We start from the raw sequence: 25,944 nt of genomic DNA on the forward strand, positions 1-25,944 counted from the left end.
CGCCGTTCATCGCCGCACGTCCATAATGGCTATCGCCGGTTGATTTCGGGCGGCACCTCTCGGACAAGGGCGTTCATGGACACTTCCGGTGCGGCGATGACGACGACCATCCAGCGGCGCGCCGGACGCCCGCGGCGCGAAGAGGCGCGTGCGATCGAAACGTTGATCCTCGATCGCACCATCGATGCCTTGCGCGACGCCCGCTACGCCACGCTGTCGATCGATGCGCTGGCGCAGGACATCGGCGTCACCAAACAGACGATCTATCGCCGTTTTCCCAGCAAGGACGCGCTGATCGATGCCGCCATCCAGCACCGGATGGACGAACTCTACGCCTTCGCCCGCGATGCCGCCGACAGCACGAACGAACCGATCGCGGCGCTGCGCACCTTCACGCGGCACATGTTCCGGTTGCTACTCAAGCCAGAGAACATCGGCCTGTCGATCTTCATCAACCATGCCTCGCTGACCGACGCCGGCTTCGCCATGCGCCAGCGGCACTGGCACGGCATGCTGATGGCGCCGATCATCTGCGCGGTGGCGACGGCTCAGAAACGCGGGCTGCTCGCCGCCGGCGACCCGTCGTGCATGGCGCACATGCTGTTCGATCTCATGTACGGCCCCGTGAACCGCGCGCGCATCGCCCCCGATTCGCTCACCGCGCTCGACGGACTGTGCGAGGACGGGGCGTTCGACCATCGCTTCGGCGCCTTCCTGACCCTCTATGGGGTGCGCGCTTGACGGTTTGCTGCACCGCAAAATAAAAAAGGAACCGTTCGGTTCGATAACCGTTCTGCTCGCTCGTCGAGCGGTGGGGAACGGGCCAGGGTGGTCGCCGTCATGCCGTCTCCCCGATCGGACGTGACCCATGACTTCCGCCGCCTTGCCGCATGACGTCCTCTCCGAACGCGGCTTCGTCGCCGCGGTGGATGCGGTGCTGCCGGCGCTGCGGCGCTACGCCCGGCACCTCAGCCGCGACCAGGGCGAGGGCGACGATCTGGTGCAGGAAACGATGACCCGGGCCTGGGCGGCGCGCTCCCGCTTCCAGCCCGGTACTAATTTCCGTGCCTGGCTGTTCCGCATTCTGCGCAACCTGTTCCTCAGCGATCGCCGGCGCGGCGGTCGCAGCGTGTCGTGGAACCCGGATATCGACGACGACCGGTTGGTCGTCCCCGCCGACCAGGAATCGGGCGTCATGCTCGCCGACCTCGATGTCGCGCTCGGCAGCATCACGCCGGGTCAGGCAGAGGCGCTGGTGCTCGTCGCGCAGGAGGGGCTGTCGTACGAAGAGGCGGCGGAGCGGCTCGGCGTCTCGCTCGGCACGGTGCGTAGCAGGGTGTTCCGCGCACGCGCGGCGGTGGTGGAACTGCTCGCCGGCGTCGTCGCCGCCGTGCCGGTGGCACAGCCGCAATTGCAGCCGGCCGGTCCGACGCAACGCTATCGCGACTGGAAGAATGCGGGCAGCCGGATGATCGGCTGACCCCGGATTCAGCTTGGCGCGTGGGCTGGCGATGGCAGCGGCACCAGCTCCAGCCGCTGCGGCACCGTCCCCAGCTCCACGCCTTCGGCCCGCATGCGGCGCAACAGGTCGAGCAGCACGTTGCTCCGCGCCTCGCCGGTACTGCGCGGGCTGGCCACGTGACCGAAGCAGTTGAACAGGATGCGACCGTCGGCGATCCCGTCGACCAGCGCCACCGGCGCCGGTGCGTCGAGGATCGACGGCTCGTTGGCGAACGTCTCCAGCACCAGCGCCCGCACCCGATCCGCATCCGTCGCGATCGGTACCGAAAACTGCAGCTGGATCCGTCCCAGCGGTCCCGCCAGCGTCTTGTTGAGCACCGACTTGGTGATGAGTTCCGAATTGGGGACGATCAACGTGGAATGGTCGGCAAGCTCGATCTCGGTCGATCGCACGCTGATCCGCTTGACGTCGCCCTCATCGGTCCCGACGCGGATCAGGTCGCCGATCTTGATCGGCCGCTCGGCGAGCAGGATCAGGCCGGAGACGAAGTTGGACGTGATCGCCTGCAAACCGAACCCGATGCCGACCGACAGCGCGGACAGCAGCAACGCGATCCGCTCCATCCCGATGCCGAGCGACGCCAGCGCCCACACGACGGCCAGTGCGATCGCCAGATAGCGCGCCACCAGCCGGATCGAATTGCGCACCGACCCGTCCAGGCCGGTGCTCGGCAGGTAACGCTGGTCCAGCCATCCGGTGAACTGGCGCACCAGGAACAGCCCCAGCGCCAGCACCGCGACGAAGCGCAGGATCGTACCGGGCGAGATCGACACGCCGCCGACCTCGACCCCGCGCGCCAGCCCGGCGACGCGGTCCAGGAACGATCCGAAACCCGCGCCGAACGGATAGAGTAACAGGCCGAGCGCGATGACGATGATCGCCAGCCGGAGCACGGCCGACAGCAGCACGCCGAACTGGTCGATCGCGCTGGCGCCGACGCCCATGCCATGGCGCAGCGTCTGCCCGATCCGGCTGTCGCGCTGGAACAGGCTGGTCGCGACGTCGTCGATCACCACCATTAACAGATAGGTGCAGACTGCCAGCAACGTCGCCCAGACGACGAACTGCGCGACGGTGATCGCCAGCCCGACATAACCGATCAGCAGCGACAGGCCGGCACCCGCGACGATCAGCCAGAGCGTCAGCGTGACGGCGCCCACGCCCGCACTCGTCGCCGCTTCCTTCTCGCTCTCGCCATCCGCGGCTTCGCCGGCGCGCAGCCGGCCGACGATCACCAGGGTGCCACCGATCAGGATCAGGTGGACGATGACCTCCACCACTTCCATCGCCAGCAGGGCGGTGGGGCTGGCGCCGATCGCGCTGTTGAAAGCGCCCAGCAGGATGACGACGAACGTTAATGCACCGAACGCCCAGCCGACCGGACGAAGGGCGGTGGCCGCCGCATCGGACAGCGAAACGACACGCCACGACGGCTGGCTCGCCATCAGGAACGCTGCACCGACCGATGCGGTAAAGCCGGAAAAGCCTGCCGCGGCGACGAATGCGTCCGCCAGCCCGCTCCATGACGGCGCCAGCAGCGCCGACCAGCGCAGCCCCTGTACGAACAGGAATGCGGCTGCGGTCGGCATCGCCGTGCCGACCAGGACGCGCCACAGTGCGTTGGCCGATCGTCGGACGCGATGGCCGGGCGCATCGACGATCAGATAGCGTTGCCCCATCCGGCGCAGCAGCTGGCGCACCGGCAGCAACAATGCGACTGCAAGCAACGTCCCCAGCAATGCGCCCCACGGCAATCCGCCGCGAAGGCCGATCTCGACCTGCGTCCATTCGCGACCCACGAACGTACTGATCCGCCGCGCATCGCGGGGGAAGGCGGCGAACAGATCGCTCCAGAATCGGGGGGCGAGCGGCGATGCGGCGCGCACGGCGATGCGCTCGCCGATCTCGGCCGCGTCGGTCTGGTCGATCTCTGCGACCAGCTGACCGGCCTCGACCGTCATCAGCTGGCCCCGCTTGACCTTCGAATCGAGCGAGTTGCGTGCCTGTGCCAGCGATCGCCGCTCGTTGCGGATGTCCGCTGCCTCCACCACGCCGGCTACGGACGGACCCAGCCCGGCGATGCGGGCATCGATCAGCGCCAATTGCCCACGCAACTGGTCCGCCGCCTCGCGTGCGTCGCTCTGTGCGGTCAGCGCCGCGTCGCGCAACTTGGCGCGACTGTCACGGTCGGTGCGCGTGTCCAGCGCCCGATCGACGCCGTTCAGCGCCGTTTCCGCAGTGGTCAACTGCGCGGTCGCGACGTCGATCGGGGACGGCTGCGCCATCACAGGCGGCGAGAGCGCGACCAGCAACAGGATCAGGACCCGTGTGATCGCCGCCGCCAACCGCATGTTCACGCCCGACTTCTCCGCTACGCTGTGCACCGGTCTAGCGCCTTGGTCGAAGATGCGGCGAATGTCACGGTCGGGGGCGCAAGGCCAGTCTTACCGCCAGCCGGCATCCATCCAGTAATTGTGCGCGGTGCACATGCGCGCATCATCGGATGCGAGGAACAGAACGAGCGCGGCGATGTCGGCGGGCTCGATCCGCCCGTCCAGGCATTGCGCCGCGACGATCTCCGCCTCGCCCTCGGGCGTGTACCATTTTTCCTGCCGCGGGGTCTTCACGTTGCCGGGGATGACGGCGTTGACGCGGATGTTGTCGCGGCCCAGGTCGCGCGCCAGGCTACGGGTCAATCCCTCGATCGCCGCCTTGGCGGTCTGGTACAGGATCAGGTCTTCCAGCCCCAGATGCCAGCTGATCGACCCGAAATTGACGATCGATCCACCGCCCGATTCCCGCATTTTCGGAATCACCGCCTTCGCCGCAAAGAATTGGTGCCGCAAATTAACGTTCATCCGCTCATCCCAATAGGTTGGCGTGACGTCAGCGATCGCGTGGCGGTCGTCGTTGGCGGCGTTGTTCACGAGAACGTCGACGCCGCCCAGTGCCTCCAGCAGATCGGCGAAGACGGTGGCCAGCGCGGTCAGATCGATGAGGTCGAGGCGGCGGAATATCGGCACATGGTCCGCATCCGCCAGATGCGCGACCAGCGCCATGCTATCCGCTTCGGCGACATCGACGAACGCAACCCTGGCGCCTTGCCTGGCAAATGCCTCGACCAACCCTGCGCCTATGCCGGATCCGCCGCCGGTGACGATCACCCGCTTGCCACGCAATGACGGGTATTGCGCACGGCGATCGTGCTCGCCGACAGTCGTATCGTTCACGTTCGTATCCCTCATGCCGACAGCAGTCTGCGTGCCGCCAGATTGCCGAACAGTGCAGATAGTCCGAACGTCCAGGGCGGTGCCGCCTTCGACGTGGTGACGGTGTTGACCAGCCGCCCCAGCTTGGGCGTCGTGATCGCAACGGTATCGCCGACCTTATGCGTAAAGCCTTGTCCGACCTGGTCCCGATCCTGTGTCGGGGCGAACAAGGTACCGAGAAACAGCACTAGACCATCCGGGTACTGATGTTCGCTCAACGCCTGTCGCACCAGGTCCTCGGGGTCGCGGCTGATCTGATCCATCGCACTTGCACCATCGAGCGTGTAGCCGTCGGCACCGTCGATCCGCAGTGTGATCTCCGCCTGCCGAACGTCGTCCATCGTAAAGGTTTCATCGAACAGCCGGACGAAGGCGCCCAGGGAACAGGAAGCGTTGTTATCCTTCGCCTTGCCAAGCAGCAGCGCCGATCGACCTTCGAAGTCACGCAGGTTGACGTCATTGCCGAGCGTCGCCCCGACGACCCGGCCATCGGGACTGACCAGCAACACGATCTCCGGCTCCGGATTGTTCCAGGTCGAATCGGAACGGATGCCGACATCAGCACCCCAGCCCACCGTTGCCAGCACGGGGGCCTTGGTGAAGATCTCGGCATCCGGGCCGATCGCGACTTCCAGATATTGCGACCACAGACCCTCGTCGATCAGCGCCTGCTTCAGGACCATCGCCTCGTCGGAGCCCGGCCGGACAGCGCGCATGCTACCGCCGATCCGTTCTTCCACCCGCGTTCGGACGTCTGCCGCCGCACCAGCATCGCCCCGTGCGCGTTCTTCGATGACTCGCTCCATCGCCGATACCGCGAACGTAACGCCCGCTGCCTTGACGCACTGCAGATCGATGGGGCTCAGCAAGCGCGTGTTGCCGTCCACAGACAATCCGATCGCATCCAACGCGCCAATCGCGTCACCCTGCGCAGGATCGAAAGCATTGCGTGACACCAAATGCGCTGTCGTCGGTGCGACCCTGCTCATGTCGTGGACAATTCCGCCGACAATCAAGACGGGGCAGGGACCGTTCCCGCGATCGATGCGACCGATCCAGCGACCGGTGCGCCAGTCTTCGCCGACTGCATCGGCGGCGTTGAAAGGGGGCGGCATGATCGATCTCTCCATGGCAGGCACGCTAGTTGCCAGGGTATAAATGCGTTCCGAGGGACGGCGACGGGACGCTGATGTCTTGGAATGAGTCAGCTTGGACCGCTATGCTGTTGTTGCGCTTTCATACCTTTGGGCATCAACGTTCCGCACGACATCCCTGTTAGCGATACCATTATCGGATGGTCGACGTCTGTCAACGGATGTGCAGCAGGATCGATAGCGCGCAGGGACGTGATCGGCTCTGAACGGGTTGCCATTATTGAGGTGCGCTGCTAGGGGGACCGTTCACACGGCGCGGACCTACCGTCTGCGGCCGCATTAGCTATTGACCGGAGTGATTGGGTTTTATGCAGATCGTCGTCCGCGACAACAATGTCGACCAGGCTCTTCGCGCGCTCAAGAAGAAGCTGCAGCGCGAGGGTGTGTATCGCGAGATGAAGCTGCGCCGTCATTACGAGAAGCCGTCGGAAAAGCGCGCTCGCGAGCGTGCCGCAGCGGTCCGCCGCGCCCGCAAGCTCGAGCGTAAGCGCGCCGAGCGTGATGGTGCGCGTTAAGTTGTTCTAATCGTTACAGTGGCGCGCTGTAGAAGCGTGACCTTTGTGACTTTCAGTGAAACCAACCGGTGACGGCCGGCCCGGCACCACAACTCCAGGTGCAACGATGTCGACCGTCACTGCCGTCCCGCTGCAGCCCGTAAAGCGCAGCTATCTCGTCTACCTTTGGGTCGGCATCGTGCTTGCCTGCGTGGCGGCGTTCCTGCTGGCTCGACAAGGCGACGATTTCCTGACCCGCAACGCGCGCGAGAGCGGTGTTGTGACGACCGCATCCGGGCTTCAGTACACGGTATTGCAACCCGGCCAGCCTGGTGCGCCCAAGCCCTCCGACACGGACGTCGCACTGGTCAACTACGAGGGCAAGTTGCTGAACGGCACCACTTTCGACAAGTCGCAGCAGCCAACCCCCATGCCCGTCGCGGGCGTCGTTCCGGGGTTTTCCGAAGCGTTGAAGCTGATGCCGAAGGGCGCGAAATATCGCGTCTGGATCAAGCCGTCGCTGGGTTATGGCGCTGAGACCAAGGGGCCGATCCCCGGTAATTCCACGCTCGTCTTCGACGTCGAATTGATCGATTTTCTTCCTGAATCGGTTGTTCGCCGGTTGCAGGCGCAGGCCCAGCAGCAGGGTGCGATGGGTGGCATGCCCGGCGCTCTCCCCCCGGGTGTTACGACCGGCCGATGACATTTGAAGGCGGCGGCTTGAGGTGACACGCATGGTTCCTCTGGCCGCCATCGGCTCAAGAGGCGGGTCACCGAAGATTATTCGGAATCAATGGACTGGAAAGTCGGCGCTCATCGTGGCGTCGGCTTTTGCGTATGCGCCAAAGCTTTGCGCAGCTTCGTAAATCCGGTCGCACCGCCGAGCCGGCTAGAACATCGTCTAGGTTCGCCTCTCGCAACGATGCCCACGGCAAACTTGGCTCGTCGGTCCTGTCGCCCTGTCGAGAGATTGATGGTCGAATGCGTCGGCCACGTTTTTGCCCACCATCCTGAAAACTCGATGGCCGGACGGCTACGACCTCTGTCTCAAAAAGGTGATGAGCTTCGCAACCAAGGTCGGCTTCCGGTGCCGATTTACCGCAGGCAAAAAAATAGCGGCCCGAAGGCCGCTATTCCCTAGCCGAAGCTAACGATCAGCTTAGTTGCTGTCCGCGTTGTCGTCGCTGTCTGCAACAACGACGATACCAGCAACGACTGCAGCAGCCGCGACCAGCGCGATGATGATGCCGCCGCCGGCCAGATCGCTCTTTTTCTTCGAAACCGAACCGGTGCGAACCGACTTCGAAACCGACAGGCTGGCAGCCGGATTTGTCGGAGCGGCAACCGCCGGAGCGACGGTCATCGTGGCAGCAGCTGCTGCTGCGAGATACTTCCCAAGACGCATAATCAGTTCCCTCTTGTGCTCGTCAGTGAGTGCCATGCCAGAACTAGGTCAGCACGACAACCGCTTATCAACCACCAATCTCGAATGATCCGAGACCGTTGCCGCGCTGCAACATTGCAGAGCTGCATGCTGCGCATAGCATGGCAGCCGACCATGTGAAGCCTTATTCACACCAATATCGGCTCATGTGATCGTGTAAAATGACCGGCCTGTATCGTCCAATGCGAAGTGCCTTCCAGCCCGAGCGCAGTCAATCGACCCGTTTCATATGCACCCGTATCTACACCAATGCGGTGCGGCTGGAGGTCCAAGTCTTCGCTGATGGTATGGCCATGAACAACCATCTTTTCAAAAGGTCGATCGTGCCCCAAAAACGGATTGCGTATCCACCTCAAATCCGCGGTTCGCTGGTTGGATAGTTCGACACCGGGGCGGATGCCGGCGTGGACGAAGAGGTAGTCTCCGATTGTGACCATGTCTTCGAAGCCGAGCATGAATTCCTGATGATTTGCGGGCACCCGATCGACCATTGCGGCGTGCAGTTCCTCATAGTCCATCCGGTCGTAGTCGGCGGCATCGACGCCGTAGCTGACGATCGTCTCCCGGCCACCGATACGGCAGAACATCCGCAGCGCCTTGGGATCGCCCTTGAGCGATTCGAGGAACACCTCCTCGTGGTTGCCGAGCAGGAAGCGGGTGTCGGGCCGGCTGGCGGACAGCAACCGCAGCCGTTCGATCACGGCGGCGGAGGCAGGGCCGCGATCGACGAGGTCGCCAAGGAAGACGATCGTCGTCCGTGCCGATTCGCGCGCGGCGTCATCCGCGTCGATCCGGGACAGGAGTTCGCCGAGCAGATCGTCGCAGCCGTGGACATCGCCGACCGCGTAGACACGTTCGCCGGCCGGAATGGCGGCGACGGGCGATGCCGACGCACGGCGCGCCCTGAGCAGCTTTTTGAGCATGAAATCCTGTCGTTCGAGCCGAAGCGTGCAGTTAGGCGCCGTCACCCCTGGCTGCAACACCCTGAACCGCAGGTGAAAGCGTCAGCTCGCCAGTCGCAACGCTTCCGTGGCCGCTACCGCGGCGGGCTGATCCGGCCAGATGCCGCGCGTGTCGAGCACGGCCTTGTCGCGCCGTTCTTCGAGCGGCACCGAGCGGAACACGTCGTGATCGACCAGCACGATCATGATCGGGCAAGTTTCGATCGCGGCATCGATATCGATCAGCCGGGCGCCCGTGCCGTCGAACGCGGCAGGCAGCGTGCCGGCATAGGGCTCGACGATCCGTATCCGATCGCCGAACCGGGCGGCGAGCAGGTGCGCGATCTTCAACGCCGGGCTTTCCCGAAAATCGTCGATATTGGCCTTGAAGGCGAGGCCCAGGCAGGCGACCGGCGCGCCCGGTCGCGCTTCGATCAGGGCGGTCGCCTGCGCGACGACGTGATCGGTCTTGCCATCGTTGACCAGGCGCGCCGTCCGGATGAGCGGCGTGTTGGCGGGATCGGCATGGACGAGGAACCACGGATCCACCGCGATGCAATGGCCACCGACGCCGGGCCCCGGCTGCAGGATGTTGACGCGCGGGTGACGATTGGCGAGCCGGATCACCTCCCACACGTCGACGCCCATCGTATCCGCGACGAGGCTGAGTTCGTTGGCGAAGGCGATGTTGACGTCCCGAAAGGCGTTTTCGGTCAGCTTGGTCATTTCCGCCGCGCGAGCGGTGGTCGTGACACAGGCACCGCGGACGAAGCGGCGGTAGAAGGTCAGCGCCTTGCGTGCGCACCGCGGCGTGATGCCGCCGATCACCCGGTCGTTGTCGATCAGTTCGACGAGGATGCGGCCCGGCAGCACGCGTTCCGGGCAATAGGCGATCGCGACGTCGGCAGCGTCCCCGGTGCGCCCGGGTACGCGCAGGTCCGGGCGCAACTGCGCGAGCAGGTCGCGGACCTTTTCGGTCGTACCGACCGGTGAGGTCGATTCGAGGATGATCGTGTCGCCGGTCTTGAGCACTGCAGCGATGGTCGTCGCGGCTTGCAGGACATAGCCGATGTCGGGCGCGTGATCGTCGGCGAACGGCGTCGGCACGGCGATGACGAAGACGTCCGCAGGTTCAATCATCGTCGATGCGCGCAGCGATCCCCGTGCGACGACGCCGGACACGAGGCCGTCGAGGTCGACTTCCTCGATATGCACCTTGCCCGAATTGACGGTATCGACGACCGATTCGGTAACGTCGACCCCGAGCACGCGCGCACCGGTACGGGCGATGATGGCGGCGGTCGGCAGGCCGATGTAGCCGAGACCGAGAACGACGACCTTCAGTTCAGAGTCCGAAATCATCGGCGACGATCCTTGCGATCCGATTGCTTGCCAGGCCGTCCCCGAATGGATTGTGGGCACGCGCCATTGCGGAATAGGCGGCTTTGTCGTCCAGAAGCGTGAAGACTTCGGAAACGATCCTGCTCTCGTCCGTCCCGATCAGCTTTGCCGTGCCGGCCGCGACGCCTTCGGGACGTTCGGTGGTGTCACGCATCACGAGCACGGGCTTGCCCAGCGCCGGCGCTTCTTCCTGCACGCCGCCGGAGTCGGTCAAGGCGAGGTCGCAGAGTTCGAGCGCGCGGATGAACTGGGGATAATCGAGCGGGGCGATGCGTGCGACATTGGTGGCATCGCCGAGCACGGCGTCCATGACCGCGCCGACATTGGGATTGGGATGCATCGGAAACAGGATCGCCACATCCTTCCGCGCCGCGATGCGGGCGATGCTGCGCGCGATCGCTGCCATGCCGTCGCCGAAATTTTCACGCCGGTGGGTGGTCACCAGGATCACGCGCTTGCCCACAAACCGATCTGCCAGCGAATCGAGGCCGGCTGCCAGTGCGGGCGTCGCCGCGATCCGGTCGCGCGTCCAGTGCAGCGCGTCGATCACCGTATTGCCGGTGACGTGCACGCCGGACGTCACATTCTCGCGTGCCAGCGCCGCAGCGGCGGTGTCGGTGGGGGCGAAGTGAAGGTCGGCGATCGGCGCGACGATGCGGCGGTTCACCTCTTCGGGCCAGGGATGATAGATATTGCCGGACCTTAGCCCCGCCTCGACATGCGCGACCGGGATCTTGCGATAATAGCCGGCCAGCGCACCCACCATCGCCGTCGCCGTATCGCCCTGTACGATGATCCGGTCGGGTGCGACGCGGTCCATCACCTCGCCCAGCCCGGTGAGGAGGCGTGCGGTCAGCCGATCGAGCGACTGGCCGGGTTCCATCAGGTCGAGGTCGATATCGGGCGTCAGCCCCGCGATGGCCAGCACCTGGTCGAGCAGGCCGCGATGCTGCGCGGTGACGCAGGTGACGACGTCGATGCCGCCGGCGTATTCGAGCGCGCGGATCACCGGGAACAGCTTGATCGCCTCCGGCCGCGTGCCGAAGACGATCAGCACCCTGGGGCGCGTAGGTGTGCGCGATGGCGGGCGCGTGGGCGAGTCCATGGCGGCCGGGTCTATCATGTGTGCCTTAATATGGGGCTAAGCATCCCGCCGGCGGATTTGCCAACCCGCACCGGCGCACCTAAACCCCCGTGCCGCAACGAATGGGGTAACGATGACGATCAAGCGAGTGCGCAAGGCGGTCTTTCCGGTGGCGGGTCTCGGCACGCGATTTCTGCCGGCGACGAAGGCAATGCCGAAGGAGATGCTGACCGTCGTCGACAAGCCGCTGATCCAATATGCGGTCGAAGAGGCGCTGGAAGCCGGCATCGAACAGATCATCTTCGTCACCGGGCGCGGCAAGGGCGCGCTCGAGGATCACTTCGATATCTCGTACGAGCTGGAGGACACGATGCGCGCGCGCGGCAAGTCGCTGAGCGTGCTCGACGGCATCCGGCAGAAGCCGGGCAGCCCGTGCTACATCCGCCAGCAGGAGCCGCTGGGCCTGGGCCATGCGGTGTGGTGCGCGCGCGAGATCGTCGGCGACGAGCCGTTCGCGGTGCTGCTGCCCGACGAACTGATGGTCGGCAAGCCCGGCTTCATCAAGCAGATGGTCGAGGCCTATGAGCGGGTCGGCGGCAACATCGTCGGCGCGCTGGAGGTGCCGGACAGCGAGACCGACAAATATGGCATCATCTCGCCCGGCGCGGTCGATGGCCGGCTGACCGAGGTGAAGGCACTGGTCGAGAAGCCCAAGCAGGGCACCGCGCCGTCGAACCTGATGATCCCCGGCCGCTACATCCTCCAGCCCGAGGTCATGCGGATCCTCGAGAGTCAGGAAAAGGGCGCGGGTGGCGAGATCCAGCTGACCGATGCCATGGCGCAGTTGATCGGGCAGCAGCCGTTTCATGGCTTCACCTTCGACGGGCAGCGCTACGATTGCGGCGACAAGGCCGGGTACATCCAGGCGAACCTCGCGCTGGCACTGGCGCGCGAAGACATCGGTCCGGCCGTGCGCGCGTTCGCGGAAACGGCGCTGCGCTGACGCACGGCGCTGGTCCGGGCGGGCAGCGGGTGGGGCGCGGACGATGAGCCGCGCCCCACCCGCGTCAACCGCAGGTGGGGCAGCCCGGGTCCTTGGGCAGGCGTAGCGTCCTGAACCGCAACGCCAGCGTGTCGGCGAGCAACAGCTTGCCGGCGCTGTCCTCGCCAAAGGGATGCAGCGCGCGCAGCACTTCCAGCGCGGCGAGGCTGCCGATCGCCCCCGCCATCGGCCCCAACACCCCATCCTCGGCGCAGCTTGCACCGGCGCGCTCGGGATCGCTGCCGACGAAGCAGCGATAGCAGGGCTTGCCTGCCTCCCAGCCGCGAAACACGCCGAGCTGCCCGTCGAACTGGCCGATCGCGGCGGAGACGAGCGGCACGCGTGCGGCATATGCGGCGTCGGCGACGCACAGCCGCGTTGAGAAATTGTCGCAACCATCGAGGATCGCGTCCACATCCGCCAGCAAGGCGGCGACATTGTCCCCGTCGATCCGGATCGTACGCGCCCGCGCGTCGACATGCGGGTTGATCCGCCGCGCCGCGCCGGCCGCCGCCACGGCCTTGCCCAGCCCGATGTCGGCGGTCGCATAGATCGTCTGGCGTTGCAGATTGGTCAGGTCGACATGGTCGTCGTCGACGACCGTCAGTTGGCCGATACCCGCCGCGGCGAGATACTGGATCGCCGGCGATCCGATGCCGCCCGCGCCGACGACCAGCACATGCGCCGCCCGGAAGCGGTGCTGGCCGCCGCCCCCGACCTCTTTCAGGACGATATGCCGGGTGTAGCGAACGAGTTCGTCGTCGGAGAGGGTCACGCCGGCCAGGAGAAGGTGAGGCTGGTACGATACCAGGTGTCGGGTTCGGCAGCGGAAACCGCGATGTTGCCGCGCGCCATGCTGGAGATGAGCCCGGCGGCATATTGTTCGACCGACGGGCAGGCGATCGCCCGCGGCACGACGCGCCGCGGCTGCGCGCCGGGTCCGACGAGCACCGCCAGATCGATCTTCAGCATCCAGCCCTGTTGCATCGCGACGGCGGCGGTGCAGCGGCCGGCCTTCACCTCGGCACGGACGAAGGCCGACAGGTTGGCGCCATCATCGGATTCCCGCGTCAGGGGCAATGGACGCAGGCCACTCCAATCCTGCGGTGGCATCGGCGAAGGCGACGCACCGGCCAATTGTGCAGCCAGGACAAGCATTTCGATCATCGGCCGGTCGATCCGAACCCTCCGCTTCCACGCATGGTATCGTCCAGTTCGTCGACGATTTCCAGCGTCGCGCGCTGAACCGGGGCGGCGACAAGCTGAGCGATGCGATCGCCGCGGGCGATGACGAAGGGGGTGTCACAGAGGTTGACGAGGATCACCTTCACCTCGCCGCGATAGTCGGAATCGATGGTGCCCGGCGTGTTGAGGCAGGTGACCCCGTGTTTCAGCGCCAGCCCCGAACGCGGGCGGACCTGTACCTCGTAACCGTCGGGAATCGCGATCGCGAACCCGGTGGCCACCGCGGCGCGGGCGCCGGGTGCGAGGGTCAGCCCCTCGGCCGACACGACGTCCAGTCCGGCGGCGCCCGCGGTGGCATAAGCGGGGACCGGCAGGTCCGCGCCATGGGGCAGGCGGCGGAGGCGGATGGCGATCGTATCGGTCATGCGTAGCGGCTACCCGGCCTGTGCGAACGGATCAAGAACCCAGGGCGTCGGCGATACGCTGCGCCAGGCGGCGTGCGACCTCGTCCTTGGGCATCCGCTCCCAATGTTCCACGCCATTGGCGGTAGCGAGGTGGACGGTGTTGGCATCGCCGCCGAAGACGTCGCCCGACACGTCGTTGGCGACGATCCAGTCGGCACCCTTGCGGACGCGCTTGGCGGCGGCGTGGGCGACCACGTCCTCGGTCTCGGCAGCGAAGCCGACGACGAGGCGGGGCCGGCGGGCGTCATGTGCGAGCGTCGCGAGGATATCGACGTTCTCGGTCAGGGCGAGCGCCGGGGGTGCCGCGCCCTTCTTGACCTTGTGCGGTGCCGCGGCGACCCGCCAGTCGGCGACCGCGGCGACCATGACCGCGGCATCGGCGGGCAGGGCGCCAGCGACGGCGTCGGCCATGTCCTGTGCGGTGACGACGTCGATGCGCTCGACCCCGGCGGGGGTGGCGAGCGCGACGGGGCCGGCGACCAGCGTCACGCGGGCGCCCAGCGCGGCGAGGGCGCCGGCGATGGCGAAGCCCTGCCGCCCCGACGAGCGGTTGGCGATGTAGCGGACCGGGTCGATCGGTTCATGCGTGGGGCCGGCGGTGACGAGGATATGGCGGCCGGCGAGCGGCCCCGCGGCGGGGAAGAGCGCCGCCTCGATCGCGGCGGCGATGGCGGTGGGTTCGGGCAGGCGACCGGGGCCGTATTCGCCGCACGCCATCGCCCCCTCGTCGGGGTCCAGCACGGTGATGCCGTCGGCGCGGAGGCGTGCGACGTTGCGCTGCGTGGCGGCATGGGTCCACATCCGCACGTTCATCGCCGGCGCGGCGAGCACCGGCGTGTCGGTGGCGAGCAGCAACGTCGTCGCGAGATCGTCGGCGATGCCCGCCGCCATGCGCGCGATGAGGTCGGCGGTAGCGGGTGCGACGACGATCAGGTCGGCCTGGCGGCTGAGCTGGATATGACCCATCTCGGCTTCGTCCTTGAGATCCCACAGCGTCGTGTAGACCTTGTCCTCGGACAGCGCGGCAAGCGTCATCGGCGTGACGAAATGGCTGGCGCCCTCGGTGAGGACGCAGCGGACGGCATGGCCGTGCCTGCGCAGCAGCCGGATCAGCTCCGCCGCCTTATAGGCCGCGATGCCGCCGCCGACGATCAACAGGACACGCTTCATCGGACGATCCTCCTCACCGTGATCTGCCGCCGGTCGGACAGGGCGGCGAACAGGTCGCGCAGGCCATCGGGCACGAACGCCAGCCCGACGAGCATCAGCGGCGCCACCAGCAGGCCCCAGTAGAACGTGTCGAGCCGGCCGAACACGCTCAGCACCGCGGCATAAGCGGCGAGCACGACCAGCACGCGCAGACCGATCGGGTCGCGCCACGCCGCCCAGCCGAACAGCGCCAGCCCGACGAGGGGCGCGGCGAGCCACACGGGCGCGAGCGCCAGCGCGGTCGACACGGCCATCGTCCGCACGAAGAAGCCGAAGCCGAGATGGCCGGACCAGCCTGGCGAGGCGGGATCGAGCGGACGGACGACGGCGGCGACGGCATGGGCATGCGCCGCCAGCACGACCGCCAGGATCGCGCCCGCAACCAGCCAGCCGATCGCCTCGCGCCGCGCACCGGCGGCGAGCGCGAGCAGCAGCATCAGCGCGAGGTACAGGCCCGCCGTCTCGCGGATCAGCGCCGCCGCCAGCCCGAACGCGACCGAGGGCAGCCACGCCGCCGGGCGATGGACGCCGAGCGACAGCGCGAGGAACAGGCCCGCCCAGATCTCGTGAAAGGCGATGAGGTCGCTCTGGACGAACGCCATCAGCCCGCCGGCAAGGAGGGTCATGGCGACGATCCGTGGCGGCGGGCGGGCGAAGGCGGGCGCCAGCCGCGCATACCAGGCGAGCGCGACCGCGGCGGCGAGGATGTAGAGCAGCGCGACGACGACGGCATGCGGCAGCGACGCCTGCACCGTGGCGAGCGTCGGCAGGCGGAAGGTGACGAACGGCTTCAACGGATAATTGCCGCTGCGCATCGCGTCGGCGGCGACCGCATAATAATCGCCGCCGTGGCGGACGTTCTCGACGATCGTCTCGTAGAGCATGACGTCGGCCTGATCGTCGGCGCGGTTGCTCGCGGCGCCGCTGGCGGCGGGCGGTGCCGGCGTGGCGAAGACCAGCAGGGTCGCGAGCAGCAGCACCGCGAGCGCCGCCAGTGCCGCCCCGGCGTTGCGCGGCGACAGGCCCGCGCAGCGCGACGGTTCGGTCAGCCACACCGGGGCGAGCGACCGGCGCATCGGCGCTAGTGGACGATCAGCCAGGTCGCAGCGACACTGGCGAGCGCGGTGACCAGGGCGACCGCGGCATAGCGCCAGCCGCCGCCGATCCGCACCACCTCGATCTCGCGCAGCGGCGGGGCGGGGGGCTCGCCGCCGGGCGCGGGATAACGCGCCTCGATCCGGCGGATCAGGTCGGGCAGGCCGGCGAGGGTGCGCACGTCCTGGATCAGGCGATCGGCAATGGCGGCTTCCGGCCCCAGTTCGGTGCGGATCCATTCGCGCACGAACGGCGCCGCCGATTCCCACAGGTTGATGTCGGGATCGAGCCCGGTGGCGACGCCCTCGACCATCACCATCGTCTTCTGGAGCAGCAGCAGGTGCGGCTGCGTCACCATGTCGAAATCGCGGGTGATGCTGAACAGCCCGTCGAGCATCATGCCGATCGACATGTCCTTGACCGGCAGGCCGCGCATCGGTTCGCCCACCGCGCGCAGGGCCGTGGCGAATTCGGCGACGTTGTGATGGCTGGGGACGTAGCCCGCCTCGAAATGGATTTCGGCGACGCGTTTGTAATTGCCGGTGATGAGGCCGTAGAGAATCTCGGCCAGCCATACCCGCGCGCGCCGGTCGATCCGGCCCATGATCCCGAAGTCGATCGCGGCGATCTTGTTGCCGGGCAGGGCGAACAGATTGCCCTGATGCATGTCGGCGTGGAAGAACCCTTCCGCGATCGCCTGGCGCAGGAAGGCCTGCACCAGCGTGTTGGCGAGCCGGGGCAGGTCGTAGCCCGCCGCGATCAGGGCGGTGCGGTCCGACAGCTTGATGCCGTCGACCCATTCCACCGTGAGCACGCGCGCGGTCGATCGCTGCCAGTCGATCGCGGGGACCATGAAGTCCGGCTCGGCCGTCATCGATTCGGCGAGTTCGGAGGCAGACGCCGCCTCGCGCCGGAAGTTGAGTTCGCGCGCGGTCCAGCGCTTGAAATTCTCCACGGTCAGGCGCGGCCGCAGGCGACGCGCCTCGACGCTCATCCCCTCCAGCTGCGCGGCGGCCCATTCGTAGGTGGCGATGGCGCGGGTGAAATCCGCCTCGACGCCGGGCCGCAGCACCTTGACCGCGACGGTGCGGCCATCGGTGGTGACCGCGCGATGGACCTGCGCGATCGATGCGGCGCCGACCGGCACTTCCTCGATACTGGCGAACAGGTCGGATGGCGGGCGGCCGAAACTGCCCTCCATCGCGGCGGCGATTGTCGCATAAGGGACGGGCGGCAACTGGTCCTGCAGCCGCAGCAGGTCCTGCGTCGCGACATCGCCGACGAGATCGGGTCGGGTGGCGAGCGTCTGGCCGAGCTTGATCGCCGCGGGGCCGATCGCCTGAAACGCATCGGCGTAGCGCGGCACCTTGGGTACCCGCGCGCCGAACCGCGCGATCCGCGCCAGCCGCCGGACCGGGACCGGCGTATTGGGATCACGCTCGATCCCGCGCAGCGCACCGTGCCGCGCGAGGATACGGCCCCACTTCAGCAGCCGCCAGACATGGACGACGGAAGCGGTCACCCCCGGCCCCGCAACGTGCGACCTTGCGGGCAACCCCAACCAGGACCCATCAAATCTTCCAGCCGCTGTGGATCGCGACCAGACCGCCGAGGATCGGTTCCGCCCTTGTCCGCACGAAGCCGGCATCGGCGATCATGCCCCTGAAGGTCGGCATGTCGGGGAAGCGGCGAATCGACTCGATCAGGTAGCGATAGCTGTCGGCGTCCTGCGCCAGCATCTGCCCCAGCTTCGGCACCAGCCGGTGCGAATAGCTGTCGTACACCTCCTTGAACCCCGGCCAGGTCGTGGTCGAGAATTCAAGACAGTAAAAGCGCCCGCCACGGCGCAGGACGCGATGCGCCTCGCGCAACGCCTTGGGAATGTCGGTGACGTTACGGATGCCGAAGGCGATGGTGTAGGCATCGAAGAACCGGTCGGGGAAGGTCAGCGTCTCGGCATTGGCCTCGGTCCACACCAGGCCGTCGACGCCGCGCTTGGCGGCGCGTTCCATGCCGACCTCCAGCATCGCCGGATTGATGTCGGCGACGGTCACCGATGCGCCTGCGGCCGCGAGGCGGAAGGCGATGTCGCCGGTGCCGCCCGCCATGTCGAGGATCTGCTGCCCCTCCTGCGGCTGGACGCGGCGGACGAAGCGGTCCTTCCACAGCCGGTGCATGCCGCCCGACATGGCATCGTTCATCAGGTCGTAGTTCTTGGCGACGCTGGAAAAGACGCCGCCGACGCGGGCGGTCTTTTCCTCCGGCGCGACGTCCTCATAGCCGAAGGATACGGTTCCGGTGCTGGCGGTATCGGTCATGCATCCGCCCTAGCGGCGGCTTGTGGCCGGGGCAAACGCAACCTAGCTTTTGGGCGTGCCAGAACTTCCCGAAGTCGAAACCACCGTCCGCGGGCTGACGCCCGTCCTTGCCGGCCAGCGCCTGACCAACGTCGAGCCGCGGCGCGCCGACCTGCGCAAGGCCATCCCCGTCGACCTGCGCCAGCGGATGACGGGGGCGACGGTGACCACGCTGCGGCGGCGCGCCAAATACGGCATGATCGACACCGATCGCGGCGATACGCTGATCTTTCACCTCGGCATGTCGGGGCGTTGGCGGGTCGATCCGGCCGAACCGCTCGCCCACGATCACCTGTTGATCGAGACGGCGGCGGGGCGGCACCTGGCGCTCAACGATCCGCGGCGATTCGGCTTTCTCGACCTGGTCGAAACGGCGGCGCTGGAGGCCTATGCGCCATTTGCGGCGATGGGGCCGGAACCGCTCGGCCCGGATTTCACCGGCGCCTATCTGCACGAGGCGTTGAAGGGGCGGATCGCCCCGATCAAGGCGATGCTGCTCGACCAGCGCATCGTCGCAGGACTCGGCAATATCTATGTGTGCGAGGCGCTGCACGTCGCGCGGATCGCACCGACGCGCGCGGCGGGACAGATCGCGCCGGCACGGCTCGAACGGCTGGCGGTCGCGGTACGCGAGGTGTTGCTGGCAGCGATCGAGGCGGGCGGATCGACGTTGCGCGACTATGCGCGGCCCGACGGCGAACTGGGCTATTTCTCCAAGCAGTTCCTGGTCTATGGCCGGGAGGGAGAGCCCTGCCACTGCGGTGGCACGGTACGGCGGCGGGTGGATAGCGGACGGTCCACCTTCTATTGTCCGACGTGCCAGCGGAGTTGACCTGCACCCGTGCAATCGCTAAGGGCGCTGCCTTCGAGACGGCGTAGGGTGATCCCGGCGCCTCTTCACATCGACAACATTACTCGCAAGGACGTACCGAATGGCGAATACGCCGCAAGCCAAGAAGCGCATCCGTCGCAACCAGCGCCGTGCCGACATCAACGGTGCACGCGTCGGCCGCATCCGTACCTTCATCAAGAAGGTCGAAGCGGCGCTTGCTTCGGGCGACAAGGCTGCGGCGACCACCGCGCTGGCCGCTGCGCAGCCGGAGTTGCAGCGTGGCGTCGCCAAGGGCGTGCTCCACAAGAACACCGCCAGCCGCAAGTTCTCGCGTCTGACCAAGGCGGTCACGACGCTCGCCTGACACGCGTTCAGCGATACGTATCATAGCCCGTCGGGACCTAGTCCCGGCGGGTTTTTTGATGTCCGTTTCGGGCAAAATGAGAACGAAAAGAGGAAAGGCAGGACTCACCGCGATTCGTGCCGTGCAATGTTCGCGTCGAACTCGCAAAATCGTTCTCTCTCAAGCACTTGTCACTTTGTTCGACGCATTTCCGCGGCCCGTGGGCTGTCAATCCCGTTTATTTCAGGAATGTGACCGGGCGGGGGCTTGATCGACTCGGGCAAGGCTTCATAACTCGCCTTCACCGCAGCGATATTCATCGCGGTCGGGGACCTGAACAGCGTGGGCATGCCGAACGGCCGTTGGCCGGAGGGGGGAATTGTCTGTCCTGAACACAGCCGTTGGCGCGACATTCCGTCGTTCCGACATCGGAGACGTGTGCGTTGAACGATCAGCAGGCCATGGCGATGACGGAGAGCGAGGCGCAGCGCGCCTGGGCTCGCGTCCGCAGCAACCTGCGTGAATCCGCCGGTGCCCGCCTGTTCGAACAATGGCTGAAGCCGATGGACCTGATCGAGGACGGCGACGCCGACACGATTCGCCTGGCGCTGCCATCGGCGTTCATGACCAACTGGGTCCGCAATCATTACGCCGACCGGCTGGTGCTCGAATTCCGGGCGCTGCTGCCCAACGTTCGCGGCGTGTCGATCGAGACCCGGCTGGCGGCGCCGGCGCCGGTCAAGCTGGTCGCGGAGCCTGCCGAGGCACCGGCAGCGCGGATGCCCGGACCGGTCGCGGCGGCGCCGCAGCCGGCCGTCCAGGCCGTGCTGCCGTTGGCCACGCCGGTTGTCGCGAAGCCCGCTGCCGAACGCCCGCCGCTCGATGCCCGCTTCACCTTCGACCGCTTCGTCGTGGATGCCGCCAACCGCGTCGCCTTCAACGCCTCGCGCGCGCTGGCGGAGCCGGGCGTGCCGCGGTTCAGCCCGCTGTTCCTCCATTCCGGTACCGGTCAGGGCAAGACGCACCTGATGCATGCGATCGGCCATGCCTTTCTGGCCCAACATCCCGATGCCACCGTCATCTGCATGTCGGCCGAGCGGTTCATGTTCGATTTCGTCGCGGCGATGCGCGCGCGCGACACGCACAGTTTCAAGCAGCGGCTGCGCGGCGCCGACCTGCTGCTGATCGACGACCTGCAGTTCATCGCCGGCAAGGATGCGACGCAGGAGGAATTCTTCCACACCGTCAACGAGATCATGAGCGCCGGCAAGCGCCTCGTCATCTCCGCCGACCGTTGTCCGCAGGCGCTGGACGGCGTCGAGGCGCGGATCGTCAGCCGCATGTCGGTGGGGCTGGTCGCGGACATCAAGGCACCCGACCTGACGTTGCGCCGTGCCATACTGGACAGGAAACTCAGCGACCTGCCGGAGGCGAAGGTCCCCGCCGAAGTGCTGGACCTGCTCGCCGCGCGCATCCACGCCAACATCCGCGAGCTGGAAGGCGCGCTGAACCGCGTCGTCGCCTATGCGCAGCTGACCGGCGACAGCATCGACATGGATTTCGCGATCGCGACGCTCGGCGACGTGCTGCGCGGTGCCCAGCGCCGGGTGACGATCGACGAGATCCAGAAGCTGGTCAGCCAGCATTTCGAGCTGAAGCCGCTCGACCTGGTGTCCGCCCGGCGCAGCCGCGCGGTGGCCCGCCCGCGGCAGATCGCGATGTATCTGGCCAAGCGCCTGACGACGCGTTCGCTGCCGGAGATCGGCCGCAAGTTCGGCGGGCGCGACCATTCGACGGTGATCCACGCGGTGCGCAAGATCGAGGAACTGCGCGATCAGGACCGCGACATCGATAGCGCTGTGCGGACGCTGATGCGCGAACTGGAGGCGTAAGCCTGCGCAGGCGAAACTGAGACTATGGCGTGGAACGCAGCCTTTGGTTTACCTCGTCACCCCGGACTTGTTCCGGGGGCCACTGAGCGGCAAGCTTAGCGGCAAGAGGCTCAAGGATATGGCTCGCGGCGCGGTGGACCCCGGAACACGTCCGGGGTGACGGTGATTTCGGGGTGGTCTTCTTTTTCGGCCGAATGTCGCCGTTCGACCTGGGCCGTTACAGCACCAGCCCCATCGCCTCTTGCGCGCCGCGCAACACCGGGGCTGCCAGATCGCGCGCCTTTTCCGCGCCCTTGTTCAGGATCGCGTCGATCGCGCTGCGGTCGTCGAGCAGGCGCACCATTTCGTTGCGGATCGGACCGAGCTTCGCCACCGCGAGGTCGGCGAGGTCCGGTTTGAACGCGCCGAACCCCTTGCCCGCGTAATCGCCCAGCACGTCGGCCGGGGTGCGATCCGCCAGGGCGGCGAAGATCGTCAGCAGGTTGCGAGCCTCCGGCCGGTCGGCCAGTTCCTCGATGGTGGCGGGCAGCAGGTCGGGATCGGTCTTGGCCTTGCGGAACTTGTCGGCGATCACCTCGTCCGAATCGACCAGCTTGACCACCGATTGCTCGGACGGGTTCGACTTGGACATCTTCGCCGATGCATCGCGCAGGCTCATGATCCGCGGCGCGGCGGCGCTGATGAGCGGTTCCGGCAGGGTGAACAGCGTGGTCGCATAATCAGTGTTGAACTTGGTCGCGATGTCCCGCGCCAGCTCGAGATGCTGCTTCTGGTCCTCGCCGACCGGCACGTGCGTCGTGTTGTAGAGCAGCACGTCGGCCGCCATCAGCACCGGGTAATCGTACAGGCCGACGCTGGCGCCCTCGCGGTTCTTGCCCGCCTTGTCCTTGAACTGGGTCATGCGATTGAGCCAGCCGACCCGCGCGACGTTGTTGAGCAACCACGACAATTCGCTGTGCGCGGGCACGCGGGCCTGGTTGAACAGGATCGACCGGTCGGGGTCGATGCCGGCGGCGACCAGCGTCGCGGTCATCTCGATCGTCTGCTGGCGCAGGTCGGCGGGCGCGATCCATTCGGTGAGGCCGTGGAGATCGGCGATGAAGTACATCGTCTCGCCGCCCTCCGCCTGGACCCGATCCTGCATCGCCGTCCATTGCTTCACCGCCCCCAGATAATTGCCGAGGTGGAGGTTGCCGGTGGGCTTGATACCGGACACGACACGTTTTGCGGGCATAAGCGAAGCCTCAGGATCTGGGACGGATGAGCTGGCGGATATCGCGCGGCCTGAGCGCGCCGGTCGCGAACACCGCGGCCGCATAAACCAGCGCGCCGGTGCCGACCAGCACGGCCATCGCGCTCCAGCGGACGAGGTTGGCGGCGGTGGTATAGGGCTGGAACAGGTCGTTGAGGAAGAACATCACCGCGCCCATCGCCAGCGCGGCGACCAGCAGCCGCGGGGCGCGGCGCTTCAGCTGCGCATCGGGGGTGAACTGACCGCGTCGCACCAGCGTCCTGTACAGCAGCGCGACGTTGACGGTGCTGGCGATCGCGGTGGCGAGCGGCGGACCCATGTGGCGCAGCGGCACGATCAGGATGAGGTTGAGCGCGAGGTTCACGCCCATCGAGATGGTGGCATAGCGTACCGGCGTGCGCGTATCCGAGCGCGCATAATAGCCCGGCGTCAGCACCTTGACGAGGATGTACGACGGCAGGCCGATCGAAAAGGCGGCGAGCGCCTGCGCGGTCAGATGGGTGTCGGTGGCGTCGAACTTGCCGTGCTGGAACAAAGCGGCGGCGATCGGCGTGCCGCAGATCACCAGCGCGACCGTGGCGGGAAGGGTAAGCAGCAGCGCCAGTTCCATGCCGCGGTTCTGGGTGGTCATCGCCGCCGCCTCCTCGCCGCGCCCGAGCAGGCGCGAGATCGTCGGCAGCAGGACGGTGCCGAGGCCGATGCCGATCAGGCCCAGCGGCAGCTGGTTGAGCCGGTCGGCGGCATAGATGTAGGACACCGATCCGGACGGCAGCAGCCGCGCGGCGAGCGCGGTCGACACGACGAGGTTGATCTGGACGGCACCCGCGCCGGCGGCGGCGGGGCCGATCAGCGCCAGCAGCCGCCGCACGTCCGGCCCCAGCCGCGGCAGCTTCAGCCGCAGCGTCACGCCGGCGCGGCGGCACGCGTACCACAGCCACAACAGCTGCAACGCCCCCGAGACGGTGACTGCGATCGCCTGGTTGCGTGCGGTGAGCAGCGGCACGGTATCGTGGAAGAACAGCAGCGCCGCGATCAGCGTCGCGTTGAGCAGGATCGGCGCCGCGGCATTGACCCAGAAGCGATGCAGCGAATTGAGGATGCCGCCGAGCAGCGAGACCAGGCTGATGAACAACAGGTAGGGAAAGGTCAGCCGGGCCAGCTGGACGGCGAAGTCGAACTGTTTGGGATCGACGCCGTTGAAGCCGCCCGAAAGCGCATAGGTGACGGGCCAGGCCGCGACCTCCATCACCGCCGTCATCAGGATGAGGATCGGCAGCAGGATCGACAGGGCATCTTCGGCAAAGGCGATGCCGTGGGCGAGGCCGGACCCCTCCGCCGTCCGGTCACCCTCTGCCACCTTGCGGTTGAACATCGGGATGAAGGCGGCGGAGAAGGCGCCTTCCGCGAACAGGGCACGGAAGAGGTTGGGCAGGCGGAACGCGATCATGAACGCATCCGACGCGAAGCCTGCCCCCACGAAACGGAAGAACAGCGAATCGCGCACGAGCCCCAGCACCCGGCTGGCGAGCGTCAGCCCGCCGACCGAGCCGAGCGCCTTGGTCAGGTTCACAGCCGTCCGCCCCCGCCCTGAGGATCAGGCGTGGCCGACGTCGCTGACCTGGAACGACCCGTTCTGGTCGGACCCGTTCTGCTGCGACTGGGCGAGATACAGCTGCGCGAAGTCGATCGGTTCGAGCAGCAGCGGCGGGAAGCCGCCGTCGCGGACGCAATCCGCGAGCACGCGGCGGGCGAAGGGGAACAGCAGGCGGGGCGCTTCGCCGAGCAGGAACGGCTGGATCGCATCGGCCGGCACGTTGCGCAGGCCGAACAGGCCCGCATAGGTGAGGTCGACGATGAAGGCGGTCTGGCCATCGGCATCCGCCTTGACGTCGATCTTCAGCAGCACCTCGTGCACCTCTTCGCCGACCTGCGCCGTACCGATGTTGAACTGCACGTCGATCGCGGGCGGGTTGGGGTTCTGGAAGATCGCCGGCGCGTTCGGATTCTCGAACGACAGGTCCTTGACGTATTGCGAGATCAGGCCGGCAGCGGGCGCGGTGTCGTCGCCGTTGGTCGCCGGCTGGGTGTCGATCGTGGTGCCGTTGTCCTGGTCGGCCATGATATGATCCTCGAGAGTGGAGCGGAGAAAGGGGGACCGAAGCAGCCCGTCGGGCGTTCGATGCCGATGGCGCCCGCGCCTAGCAGCGCCCGTCCGCACTTACAACGTCGGCCGGGTGTCATGGTATGACAGTGTCGTTTGAATAACAGGGGCTTTCGGCCTATGTATCGGTCAAGATCGGAGGCACGGTGTTCTACGTAGTTCTTCTCGCGATGGTGGCGGCCTTTCTGGCGCTCCGTCTCTACAGCGTGCTCGGCAAGCGGACCGGCCACGAACAGCAGCCGTTGCCACGTGCCGCCGAGGATCGTCCCACGGCGTTGCCCGTCGCGCCGCGCACGATCGATGCGACGCCGGATGCGCGCGAAACGGTCAACCGGAACATCGAGCCGCGGGCCGAGGCCGGATTGCGGGCGATCATCGCCGGCGAACAGGGTTTCGACGTCACCCAGTTCCTGGGCGGCGCGCAGGCGGCGTATCGCATGACGCTGGAAGCCTTCTGGGCCGGTGACGAAGCGGCGCTGGCCGAACTGGCGCAGCCCGATGTCGCCCATGCCTTCGGTGAGGCGATCGCGGCCCGGCGCGATGCCGGCGAGACGCTCGACAATCGCCTGATCTCGATCGAGCGCGCGGTGATCGCCGACGCTGGCCTGGACGGTCGCGAGGCACGCATCACCGTGCGCTTCGATGCGGACATCGCCGCGGTGACGCGCGACGCGGAGGGTAACGTGATTGCCGGATCGCTGACCGACGCGGTCGAGACCCACGACGTCTGGACCTTTGCCCGCACGTTGAAGAGCCGCGATCCCAACTGGAAGCTGGCCGACACCGACGAGGAATAGGCGCG

Annotated in this window: 26 protein-coding genes; 9 read left to right on the forward strand and 17 right to left on the reverse strand. The window is 66.9% G+C overall.

Annotation, left to right across the window (positions count from 1 at the left end):
• The first annotated feature begins 96 nt into the window (after nucleotides 1–96).
• Both GTH33_RS10465 and GTH33_RS10470 read left to right on the forward strand, forming a co-directional pair.
• Entirely contained in the window at nucleotides 97–741 is a 645-nt protein-coding gene (locus tag GTH33_RS10465; RefSeq protein WP_212592667.1) for a TetR/AcrR family transcriptional regulator, read from the forward strand.
• A 127-nt stretch (nucleotides 742–868) separates the two neighbouring features.
• Nucleotides 869–1,480 carry a sigma-70 family RNA polymerase sigma factor gene (locus GTH33_RS10470; RefSeq protein WP_163958352.1) on the forward strand — a complete coding sequence of 204 codons (612 nt, stop codon included), beginning with the start codon at nucleotides 869–871 and terminating at the stop codon, nucleotides 1,478–1,480.
• A gap of 8 nt (nucleotides 1,481–1,488) precedes the next feature.
• Here GTH33_RS10470 and GTH33_RS10475 read toward each other — a convergent pair whose 3' ends face one another.
• The 3 genes from GTH33_RS10475 to GTH33_RS10485 are packed head-to-tail and all read right to left on the reverse strand — an operon-like array spanning nucleotide 1,489 to nucleotide 5,906.
• Nucleotides 1,489–3,906, reverse strand: coding sequence for a DUF3772 domain-containing protein (locus GTH33_RS10475; RefSeq protein WP_338054376.1), 2,418 nt, complete (start codon nucleotides 3,904–3,906; stop codon nucleotides 1,489–1,491).
• A gap of 60 nt (nucleotides 3,907–3,966) precedes the next feature.
• On the reverse strand, nucleotides 3,967–4,752 hold the full coding sequence (xylB, locus tag GTH33_RS10480; RefSeq protein WP_249054852.1) for a D-xylose 1-dehydrogenase: 786 nt from the start codon (nucleotides 4,750–4,752) through the stop codon (nucleotides 3,967–3,969).
• An 11-nt stretch (nucleotides 4,753–4,763) separates the two neighbouring features.
• Complete coding sequence (locus GTH33_RS10485; RefSeq protein ID WP_163958354.1) at nucleotides 4,764–5,906, reverse strand: fumarylacetoacetate hydrolase family protein; 1,143 nt, start codon at nucleotides 5,904–5,906, stop codon at nucleotides 4,764–4,766.
• 347 nt (nucleotides 5,907–6,253) lie between these two features.
• On the opposite strand from GTH33_RS10485, the gene rpsU reads away from it, so the two are divergent.
• Nucleotides 6,254–6,460: a 30S ribosomal protein S21 gene (rpsU, locus tag GTH33_RS10490; RefSeq protein WP_017978269.1), complete on the forward strand. Its 207-nt coding sequence runs from the start codon at nucleotides 6,254–6,256 to the stop codon at nucleotides 6,458–6,460.
• A gap of 106 nt (nucleotides 6,461–6,566) precedes the next feature.
• Nucleotides 6,567–7,142 carry an FKBP-type peptidyl-prolyl cis-trans isomerase gene (locus tag GTH33_RS10495; protein ID WP_163958355.1) on the forward strand — a complete coding sequence of 192 codons (576 nt, stop codon included), beginning with the start codon at nucleotides 6,567–6,569 and terminating at the stop codon, nucleotides 7,140–7,142.
• A 456-nt stretch (nucleotides 7,143–7,598) separates the two neighbouring features.
• Here GTH33_RS10495 and GTH33_RS10500 read toward each other — a convergent pair whose 3' ends face one another.
• The 4 genes from GTH33_RS10500 to wecB form a co-directional block, all read right to left on the reverse strand.
• Nucleotides 7,599–7,844 (reverse strand): hypothetical protein, encoded by a 246-nt coding sequence (locus tag GTH33_RS10500; protein ID WP_163959909.1) that lies wholly within the window; start codon nucleotides 7,842–7,844, stop codon nucleotides 7,599–7,601.
• Between the two features lie 167 nt (nucleotides 7,845–8,011).
• Nucleotides 8,012–8,806, reverse strand: coding sequence for a metallophosphoesterase family protein (locus GTH33_RS10505; protein WP_163958356.1), 795 nt, complete (start codon nucleotides 8,804–8,806; stop codon nucleotides 8,012–8,014).
• 81 nt (nucleotides 8,807–8,887) lie between these two features.
• Nucleotides 8,888–10,186, reverse strand: coding sequence for a UDP-N-acetyl-D-mannosamine dehydrogenase (wecC, locus tag GTH33_RS10510; protein ID WP_163958357.1), 1,299 nt, complete (start codon nucleotides 10,184–10,186; stop codon nucleotides 8,888–8,890).
• On the reverse strand, nucleotides 10,170–11,330 hold the full coding sequence (gene wecB / locus GTH33_RS10515; protein WP_166753132.1) for a non-hydrolyzing UDP-N-acetylglucosamine 2-epimerase: 1,161 nt from the start codon (nucleotides 11,328–11,330) through the stop codon (nucleotides 10,170–10,172). Before wecB ends, wecC begins: the two co-directional genes overlap by 17 nt.
• 112 nt (nucleotides 11,331–11,442) lie before the next feature.
• Between wecB and galU the strand changes: the two genes are divergently transcribed.
• Nucleotides 11,443–12,312, forward strand: a complete 870-nt coding sequence (gene galU, locus GTH33_RS10520; RefSeq protein ID WP_163958358.1) for a UTP--glucose-1-phosphate uridylyltransferase GalU — start codon at nucleotides 11,443–11,445, stop codon at nucleotides 12,310–12,312.
• Between the two features lie 64 nt (nucleotides 12,313–12,376).
• On the opposite strand, the gene GTH33_RS10525 is transcribed toward galU, so the two are convergent.
• The 7 genes from GTH33_RS10525 to GTH33_RS10555 are packed head-to-tail and all read right to left on the reverse strand — an operon-like array spanning nucleotide 12,377 to nucleotide 18,623.
• The gene (locus GTH33_RS10525; protein WP_163958359.1) at nucleotides 12,377–13,126 is read right to left on the reverse strand and encodes a HesA/MoeB/ThiF family protein; all 750 of its coding nucleotides are present in this window, start codon (nucleotides 13,124–13,126) and stop codon (nucleotides 12,377–12,379) included.
• Nucleotides 13,123–13,518, reverse strand: coding sequence for a hypothetical protein (locus GTH33_RS10530; protein ID WP_163958360.1), 396 nt, complete (start codon nucleotides 13,516–13,518; stop codon nucleotides 13,123–13,125). The genes GTH33_RS10525 and GTH33_RS10530 overlap by 4 nt, the downstream gene beginning before the upstream one ends.
• Nucleotides 13,515–13,961: a dUTP diphosphatase gene (gene dut / locus GTH33_RS10535; RefSeq protein WP_163958361.1), complete on the reverse strand. Its 447-nt coding sequence runs from the start codon at nucleotides 13,959–13,961 to the stop codon at nucleotides 13,515–13,517. The genes GTH33_RS10530 and dut overlap by 4 nt, the downstream gene beginning before the upstream one ends.
• Before the next feature lie 31 nt (nucleotides 13,962–13,992).
• On the reverse strand, nucleotides 13,993–15,171 hold the full coding sequence (gene coaBC / locus GTH33_RS10540) for a bifunctional phosphopantothenoylcysteine decarboxylase/phosphopantothenate--cysteine ligase CoaBC (protein WP_163958362.1): 1,179 nt from the start codon (nucleotides 15,169–15,171) through the stop codon (nucleotides 13,993–13,995).
• Complete coding sequence (locus tag GTH33_RS10545; protein WP_163958363.1) at nucleotides 15,168–16,286, reverse strand: hypothetical protein; 1,119 nt, start codon at nucleotides 16,284–16,286, stop codon at nucleotides 15,168–15,170. The genes coaBC and GTH33_RS10545 overlap by 4 nt, the downstream gene beginning before the upstream one ends.
• 5 nt (nucleotides 16,287–16,291) lie before the next feature.
• Nucleotides 16,292–17,827, reverse strand: a complete 1,536-nt coding sequence (gene ubiB / locus GTH33_RS10550; protein WP_163958364.1) for a 2-polyprenylphenol 6-hydroxylase — start codon at nucleotides 17,825–17,827, stop codon at nucleotides 16,292–16,294.
• A 49-nt stretch (nucleotides 17,828–17,876) separates the two neighbouring features.
• On the reverse strand, nucleotides 17,877–18,623 hold the full coding sequence (locus GTH33_RS10555) for a class I SAM-dependent methyltransferase (protein WP_163958365.1): 747 nt from the start codon (nucleotides 18,621–18,623) through the stop codon (nucleotides 17,877–17,879).
• A gap of 55 nt (nucleotides 18,624–18,678) precedes the next feature.
• Between GTH33_RS10555 and mutM the strand changes: the two genes are divergently transcribed.
• The 3 genes from mutM to dnaA all read left to right on the forward strand — a co-directional run bounded on the left by mutM (nucleotide 18,679) and on the right by dnaA (nucleotide 21,729).
• A complete protein-coding gene (gene mutM, locus GTH33_RS10560) occupies nucleotides 18,679–19,494 on the forward strand; it encodes a bifunctional DNA-formamidopyrimidine glycosylase/DNA-(apurinic or apyrimidinic site) lyase (RefSeq protein WP_163958366.1) in 816 nt (271 codons plus the stop codon).
• Between the two features lie 100 nt (nucleotides 19,495–19,594).
• On the forward strand, nucleotides 19,595–19,858 hold the full coding sequence (rpsT, locus tag GTH33_RS10565; protein ID WP_163958367.1) for a 30S ribosomal protein S20: 264 nt from the start codon (nucleotides 19,595–19,597) through the stop codon (nucleotides 19,856–19,858).
• Between the two features lie 440 nt (nucleotides 19,859–20,298).
• A complete protein-coding gene (gene dnaA / locus GTH33_RS10570) occupies nucleotides 20,299–21,729 on the forward strand; it encodes a chromosomal replication initiator protein DnaA (protein WP_208404083.1) in 1,431 nt (476 codons plus the stop codon).
• Between the two features lie 217 nt (nucleotides 21,730–21,946).
• Here the strand turns inward: dnaA and trpS are convergent, their stop codons facing one another.
• The 3 genes from trpS to secB are packed head-to-tail and all read right to left on the reverse strand — an operon-like array spanning nucleotide 21,947 to nucleotide 25,100.
• Entirely contained in the window at nucleotides 21,947–22,963 is a 1,017-nt protein-coding gene (gene trpS / locus GTH33_RS10575; RefSeq protein WP_163958369.1) for a tryptophan--tRNA ligase, read from the reverse strand.
• A gap of 10 nt (nucleotides 22,964–22,973) precedes the next feature.
• Complete coding sequence (gene murJ / locus GTH33_RS10580; RefSeq protein ID WP_163958370.1) at nucleotides 22,974–24,551, reverse strand: murein biosynthesis integral membrane protein MurJ; 1,578 nt, start codon at nucleotides 24,549–24,551, stop codon at nucleotides 22,974–22,976.
• A gap of 24 nt (nucleotides 24,552–24,575) precedes the next feature.
• Entirely contained in the window at nucleotides 24,576–25,100 is a 525-nt protein-coding gene (gene secB / locus GTH33_RS10585; RefSeq protein ID WP_163958371.1) for a protein-export chaperone SecB, read from the reverse strand.
• 188 nt (nucleotides 25,101–25,288) lie between these two features.
• Here secB and GTH33_RS10590 point away from each other — a divergent pair, with 188 nt between their 5' ends.
• Nucleotides 25,289–25,939 (forward strand): Tim44/TimA family putative adaptor protein, encoded by a 651-nt coding sequence (locus tag GTH33_RS10590; protein WP_163958372.1) that lies wholly within the window; start codon nucleotides 25,289–25,291, stop codon nucleotides 25,937–25,939.
• The last annotated feature ends 5 nt before the right edge of the window (nucleotides 25,940–25,944 follow it).

Origin of the sequence: Sphingomonas insulae, assembly GCF_010450875.1 — a bacterium.
Taxonomy (GTDB): Bacteria; Pseudomonadota; Alphaproteobacteria; order Sphingomonadales; family Sphingomonadaceae; genus Sphingomonas; species Sphingomonas insulae.

What these genes read in the sequence shown, in the direction of transcription:
- GTH33_RS10465 (WP_212592667.1), top strand. Translation starts at nt 97, where the DNA reads ATGACGACGACCATCCAGCGGCGCGCCGGACGCCCGCGGCGCGAAGAG.
- GTH33_RS10470 (WP_163958352.1), top strand. Translation starts at nt 869, where the DNA reads ATGACTTCCGCCGCCTTGCCGCATGACGTCCTCTCCGAACGCGGCTTC.
- GTH33_RS10485 (WP_163958354.1), bottom strand. Translation starts at nt 5,906, where the DNA reads ATGCCGCCCCCTTTCAACGCCGCCGATGCAGTCGGCGAAGACTGGCGC.
- rpsU (WP_017978269.1), top strand. Translation starts at nt 6,254, where the DNA reads ATGCAGATCGTCGTCCGCGACAACAATGTCGACCAGGCTCTTCGCGCG.
- GTH33_RS10495 (WP_163958355.1), top strand. Translation starts at nt 6,567, where the DNA reads ATGTCGACCGTCACTGCCGTCCCGCTGCAGCCCGTAAAGCGCAGCTAT.
- GTH33_RS10500 (WP_163959909.1), bottom strand. Translation starts at nt 7,844, where the DNA reads ATGCGTCTTGGGAAGTATCTCGCAGCAGCAGCTGCTGCCACGATGACC.
- GTH33_RS10505 (WP_163958356.1), bottom strand. Translation starts at nt 8,806, where the DNA reads ATGCTCAAAAAGCTGCTCAGGGCGCGCCGTGCGTCGGCATCGCCCGTC.
- wecC (WP_163958357.1), bottom strand. Translation starts at nt 10,186, where the DNA reads ATGATTTCGGACTCTGAACTGAAGGTCGTCGTTCTCGGTCTCGGCTAC.
- wecB (WP_166753132.1), bottom strand. Translation starts at nt 11,330, where the DNA reads ATGGACTCGCCCACGCGCCCGCCATCGCGCACACCTACGCGCCCCAGG.
- galU (WP_163958358.1), top strand. Translation starts at nt 11,443, where the DNA reads ATGACGATCAAGCGAGTGCGCAAGGCGGTCTTTCCGGTGGCGGGTCTC.
- GTH33_RS10530 (WP_163958360.1), bottom strand. Translation starts at nt 13,518, where the DNA reads ATGATCGAAATGCTTGTCCTGGCTGCACAATTGGCCGGTGCGTCGCCT.
- dut (WP_163958361.1), bottom strand. Translation starts at nt 13,961, where the DNA reads ATGACCGATACGATCGCCATCCGCCTCCGCCGCCTGCCCCATGGCGCG.
- coaBC (WP_163958362.1), bottom strand. Translation starts at nt 15,171, where the DNA reads ATGAAGCGTGTCCTGTTGATCGTCGGCGGCGGCATCGCGGCCTATAAG.
- GTH33_RS10545 (WP_163958363.1), bottom strand. Translation starts at nt 16,286, where the DNA reads ATGCGCCGGTCGCTCGCCCCGGTGTGGCTGACCGAACCGTCGCGCTGC.
- GTH33_RS10555 (WP_163958365.1), bottom strand. Translation starts at nt 18,623, where the DNA reads ATGACCGATACCGCCAGCACCGGAACCGTATCCTTCGGCTATGAGGAC.
- rpsT (WP_163958367.1), top strand. Translation starts at nt 19,595, where the DNA reads ATGGCGAATACGCCGCAAGCCAAGAAGCGCATCCGTCGCAACCAGCGC.
- dnaA (WP_208404083.1), top strand. Translation starts at nt 20,299, where the DNA reads ATGGCGATGACGGAGAGCGAGGCGCAGCGCGCCTGGGCTCGCGTCCGC.
- trpS (WP_163958369.1), bottom strand. Translation starts at nt 22,963, where the DNA reads ATGCCCGCAAAACGTGTCGTGTCCGGTATCAAGCCCACCGGCAACCTC.
- secB (WP_163958371.1), bottom strand. Translation starts at nt 25,100, where the DNA reads ATGGCCGACCAGGACAACGGCACCACGATCGACACCCAGCCGGCGACC.